This window comes from Mumia sp. (assembly GCF_028803055.1).
In the GTDB taxonomy this organism is placed as follows: domain Bacteria; phylum Actinomycetota; class Actinomycetes; order Propionibacteriales; family Nocardioidaceae; genus Mumia.
In genome coordinates this window covers 1-4,567 of sequence record NZ_JARBCJ010000229.1, presented here as the reverse complement: position 1 = coordinate 4,567, position 4,567 = coordinate 1, and the positions used below count along the sequence as shown (strand labels likewise).

Genomic DNA, 4,567 nt, shown 5'->3' with positions numbered 1-4,567 from the left:
ATCGGGCAGCAGACCAACTCGCCCATCCGTCTCGACGGCGAGAGCATCCCGGCACTCGACCCGGCTCTGTGGGGGTCGTGGATCCCGATCGTGCTCGGCCTGATCGCGCTCGAGATCGTGTTCACCCTCTGGGTGCACGTCAAGGGATGGACGTGCACGGCGGCCGGCATCAACGCGGCGTTCGGCGTGGCCTTCGCTGCGGTGACGGTGCCCGTCCTGAAGAGCGGCGACTTCCTCAACCCCGAGCTGGTCGATCGTCTCGGGTGGGATGCCTCGACACTCGACCAGGTGACGCAGGGGATCCTCGTCGGTGTGCTCGTCGTCACCGCGTGGGACGTCATCGACGGTGTCCTCAAGGCGCGGCGCGCCAGTCGCTGAGGAGGGAACCTTTCGGGTGCGACGATGACGGCCATGGACCTGGACCGCACCACGCGACGCCTCCTCTACCTGTTGAGCGGGGTGGCGTTCATCGAAGGGCTCGTCGCCATGGCGTGGACCGTCTACTTCGGCTGGCTGATCATCGAACTCGGACTCTGGCACGCGGGATGGTTCACTGCCGCACTGAGCGCGGCTGGCGCGGCGTGCTTGGGCATCGTGTTCGTCCTGCCAGTCGGCACGAGGACCGCTCGGGGCTGGGCGGTGGGGCGCGTTGGCCTCGGAGGGTTCGTCGCTGTCAACGCCTGGGCGGCGTACTCCGTGGGGTCAGGGTGGCTCGGCATCGGTCGGAACCTGCCGCTGGTGTTGCTGCTCGCCGCGTTCGCGGTGCTCGGGGCGGTGGCGAGGAGGCGCGTGCGGCCCGTGTATCTCGCGGCGCGCGCACCGTCGCAGCAATCGCGCTGAGCATCATGAGGAGCGCAGGTCGCGGCGTACGAGGACGCGGGGGAAGCCGTTGAGGACCGAGTCCGTGTCGGCTGCCTTCGTGAACCCTGCTCCCTCGAACATCGCCAGCGTGCCGACGTACGCCATCGTGAGGTCGACCTTCGCGCCGCCGTTGTCGACCGGATAGGCCTCGACCGCCGGCGCGCCGTGGTCGCGGGCGAAGTCGACGGCGCCCTCGATCAACGGGCGCACGATGCCCTGGCCACGGTGCCCCGGCCGCACCCGCACGCACCACAGCGACCACACGTCGAGGTCGTCGACGTGGGGGATCCTGCGGTTGCCCGCGAAGCTCGTGTCGGCACGCGGATGCACGCCCGCCCACCCGACGACCTCGTCCCCGTCGTACGCCAGGACACCCGGCGGCGGGTCCTCCTTCACCAGATCGCGCATCCGCTCACCCCGGGCGGGGCCGGCGAGCGACTGGTTCTCCTTCGACGTCGTGAGCCGGTAGCTCAGGCACCAGCACACGTTGGCGTCAGGGCGCTTCGGCCCCACCATCGTCGCCACGTCCTCGAACGACGTGGCCGGTCGCACCTCGATCCCCATGGCCCACGAGCGTAGAACGACCCACCGACACGCGCACCCCTCTGCGGGGGACGGCGAGGGTCAGCTCTCGAGCACGTCAGCGACGTGGTCCGGCACGTACGTCGCCCGCTCCCGCGGCGGTCGCTCGTACGAGCTGGTGGCGGCCGGCCGGTCGGGGATCTCGATGCCGGGAGGCTCGACGTCGGTGTACGGGATGGTGGACAGGAAGTGGGCGATCATGTTGAGCCGTGCGCGCTTCTTGCTGTCGGACTCGATCACGAACCACGGGCTCGTCACCGTGTCGGTGTAGGCCATCATCTCGTCCTTGGCCCGCGAGTAGTCCTCCCACCGGTTGATCGACTCGATGTCGGTCGGACTCAGCTTCCACCGTCGGATCGGATCGGCGGCCCGGGACTGGAACCGCTTGAGCTGCTCCTCGTCGGACACCGAGAACCAGTACTTGCGCAGCAGGATCCCGTCGTCGATCAGCATCTGCTCGAACGTCGGCGCCTGCCGCATGAACAGCGCGTACTGCTCCTCGGTGCAGTAGCCCATCACGTGCTCGACTCCTGCGCGGTTGTACCAAGAGCGGTCGAACAGCACCATCTCCCCCGCTGCGGGCAGGTGCGGCACGTAGCGCTGGAAGTACCACTGCGTCTTCTCGCGCTCGGTCGGCGCAGGGAGCGCCGCGATGCGCGCGACGCGCGGATTGAGGTTCTCGGCGACGCGCTTGATCGTGCCGCCCTTGCCGGCCGCGTCGCGCCCCTCGAAGAGGATCACGATGCGCGCCCCGCTGTGGCGCACCCACTCCTGGAGCTTCACCAGCTCGATCTGCAGCCGGGCGAGCTCGGCCTCGTACACCTTCTTGTCGAGCTTGGGATGCTTCTTCGCTGCGGCGCTCATGACGGGACACTAGCGCTGGTGGCCTTCGATGGCGCTCAGGAAGCCCCGAAGTTTTCGGTCTTGACCAGGCGGCCGTCCTTCATCGTGTACTCGACGGTGTAGTCGATGCCCGCCGCGCCCGCATCAGGCTGTGCCTCCCCACCTCTGGTCGTTGCCATGCCGTCCGCCACCGCCACACGGATCGTGGTCGAGTCGTACGCCGTGGCGGTGATCGTCGGCGTTGTGGTCAAGGTCCAGGTCACCCGGGGCGCACCAGCGACCTGGGCGTTCACGTCTCGGAACGGGCAGCCCGGCGGATCGGGCTTCCGGCTGGCAAGACACGTGTCGAGCTCGGCCCGGGCAAGGCCCTCTGCCGCGTCGAGTGCGGCGGGCGTCATCGTGTACTCCAGCGTGTCGGTGACGTAGACCGGCAGTCCTTCCTGCGCGACGCCCCCGACAGGCGCCCTGATCGTCGGCGCAGTGACCAACGGTGCTCGGTCGGGCAGGGTCACCTCCCACATCCCGGGGAGCGCGGCGAACCGCGGCGAGTCAGGGTCGGGCATTTTCATCTCGACGCCGTTCACCACGACAGCAGGCGTGCCTCCGTCCATCGAGTTCGTGAGGTCGACGACGGGGACCTCGGGCGGGCTCAGCTTCCACCGGTCGAAGATCCCATAGCTGCTGCCGTCGCGGACGACGCTGAACTCCTGCTCGACGGTGCTTCCGTCGAGCTCCCAGGACGCCTCGACCACGGCCGCGTCACCGTCGCGCCGAACAGTCCGGACCTCGACGTCGTCCGGACGTCCCTCGACCTTCTCGTACACCTCGTTGCTCAGCAGGGCCTGCTCCGAGAAGGGCAGCTCCGACTCCGCGATCGCGAGCGCGGCCTCGGCGTCACCACGACCGAGCGCCGCCATGTAGTCCTCGACGGGTCCCGTCGGCGAGAACTGGGTCGCGTTGATGACGCTGCGAGCGACGAACACGGCGATGACGAGCACGAGTGCGGCGATGACCCCTCGAACGATCATGGCCGTACTCCGTGGATCGGCCGAAGGGTCAGTGCGCGGTTCGTCGAGCATCGCGTCTCCTTCGCGGACGAGGCCATCAGCACCGGGGACGGCACATGTCTAGCAGCGCGCGGGGTCACCTGAGGGGCGCGAGGGTGATCTGGATTGTCGGTCGAGACCCTCTGTCGTGCGACGCTGCCTGCCATGCACCGCTCATCGAACCGCACGCGATCGCCGTGGCTTCTCGCCATGGTCTGCGCCGCGCTGTGCCTGGTCGCCGCTTGTGACGACAGTGACCAGGATTCGAGCGACCCGAACCCAAGCAGCCAGACTCAGAGCGACCCGACCCAGAGCGAGCCGAGCCCGAGCGGGGAAGCCGAGGAGAAGGCTCAAGCCCTGACGAAGGCTCAGCTCAAGACCGCGCTCCTGACTCGTGCGGATGTCGGCGCGAGATATCGCAAGATCAGAGCGGACACGTCGGACGGGTCCGAAGACTCAGAAGGCTCAGATCCCAGCGACATCGGCTGCCTCAAGAAACTCGACACGATCGAAGAGCCGGAGGGAGACGCTCCGGAGGTCGAGGTCGCCTTCGAGAAGGCCGGTGACATCAGCTCGAGCGAGATCGACAACAGTGTGACGTCGCTGTCGACCCCTGATGTCGCCGAGAAGATGCTCGACCAGATGGCCAACGCCTTCGCGGAGTGCCGGAAGCTCGCGATCTCCGAGGAGGGGGTGACGCTGAAGGGGAAGGTGACGACGAATACAGACATGACCATTGACGGCGTTGATCAGCAGCTGAACGTCCTCGTCCGCGGGAAAGCAATATATCGCGACGTTCGGTTCCCGATCACGTTTCGATGGGCGTTCGTACGGATGGGCAACAACCTCGCGTACGTCTCGCTGATCGATCTTGGCCCCTCCGACCCACAGCAGTTCGCGGGTCTTGTCTCGACTGCTGTGAGTCGCCTCGGAAGCGTGATGGACGACTCTGCCTGAGGGATGACAGTGGGCCCGCGACGCGGCGGTTACATCGCGTCGTCCGGCATGAGCTCCCACACCTCCTGCTCGCAGCGGCACCCCGCCGCGATCTTCGCGGCCCACCCGCACGCCTCCTCGTACGAGGCGACGTCCACGATGGAGAACCCTCCGACGGGCGGCCGGCGCGCGGGGTCGGCGATCGGGACGGCCCGACCGTCGGTGGAGACGGTCACCCCCGAGACTTCACCGCTGTCGATCCCGGCGCCGAAGACCCACACCCCCGCCTGCTTCGCCTC

7 protein-coding genes are annotated in these 4,567 nt (G+C 67.9%); 3 read left to right on the top strand and 4 right to left on the bottom strand.

Going from position 1 to position 4,567, the window contains the following annotated elements; translation table 11 throughout:
- Together PV363_RS16040 and PV363_RS16035 are read left to right on the top strand one after the other, a co-directional pair.
- Positions 1 to 378 (top strand): hypothetical protein (locus PV363_RS16040; protein ID WP_301022854.1); only part of this gene is annotated, 378 nt, incomplete at its 5' end.
- A gap of 33 nt (positions 379 to 411) precedes the next feature.
- Positions 412 to 840 (top strand): hypothetical protein, encoded by a 429-nt coding sequence (locus PV363_RS16035; protein WP_220341454.1) that lies wholly within the window; start codon positions 412 to 414, stop codon positions 838 to 840.
- A 3-nt stretch (positions 841 to 843) separates the two neighbouring features.
- Here PV363_RS16035 and PV363_RS16030 read toward each other — a convergent pair whose 3' ends face one another.
- The 3 genes from PV363_RS16030 to PV363_RS16020 are packed head-to-tail and all read right to left on the bottom strand — an operon-like array spanning position 844 to position 3,314.
- Complete coding sequence (locus PV363_RS16030) at positions 844 to 1,425, bottom strand: GNAT family N-acetyltransferase (protein ID WP_220365285.1); 582 nt, start codon at positions 1,423 to 1,425, stop codon at positions 844 to 846.
- 60 nt (positions 1,426 to 1,485) lie between these two features.
- Positions 1,486 to 2,307 (bottom strand): polyphosphate kinase 2, encoded by an 822-nt coding sequence (ppk2, locus tag PV363_RS16025; protein ID WP_301022853.1) that lies wholly within the window; start codon positions 2,305 to 2,307, stop codon positions 1,486 to 1,488.
- A 35-nt stretch (positions 2,308 to 2,342) separates the two neighbouring features.
- Positions 2,343 to 3,314, bottom strand: coding sequence for a hypothetical protein (locus PV363_RS16020; protein ID WP_220344939.1), 972 nt, complete (start codon positions 3,312 to 3,314; stop codon positions 2,343 to 2,345).
- Positions 3,315 to 3,497: 183 nt separating this feature from the next.
- On the opposite strand from PV363_RS16020, the gene PV363_RS16015 reads away from it, so the two are divergent.
- On the top strand, positions 3,498 to 4,289 hold the full coding sequence (locus PV363_RS16015; protein ID WP_301022852.1) for a hypothetical protein: 792 nt from the start codon (positions 3,498 to 3,500) through the stop codon (positions 4,287 to 4,289).
- 29 nt (positions 4,290 to 4,318) lie between these two features.
- On the opposite strand, the gene PV363_RS16010 is transcribed toward PV363_RS16015, so the two are convergent.
- Positions 4,319 to 4,567 (bottom strand): hypothetical protein (locus PV363_RS16010; protein WP_301022851.1); only part of this gene is annotated, 249 nt, incomplete at its 5' end.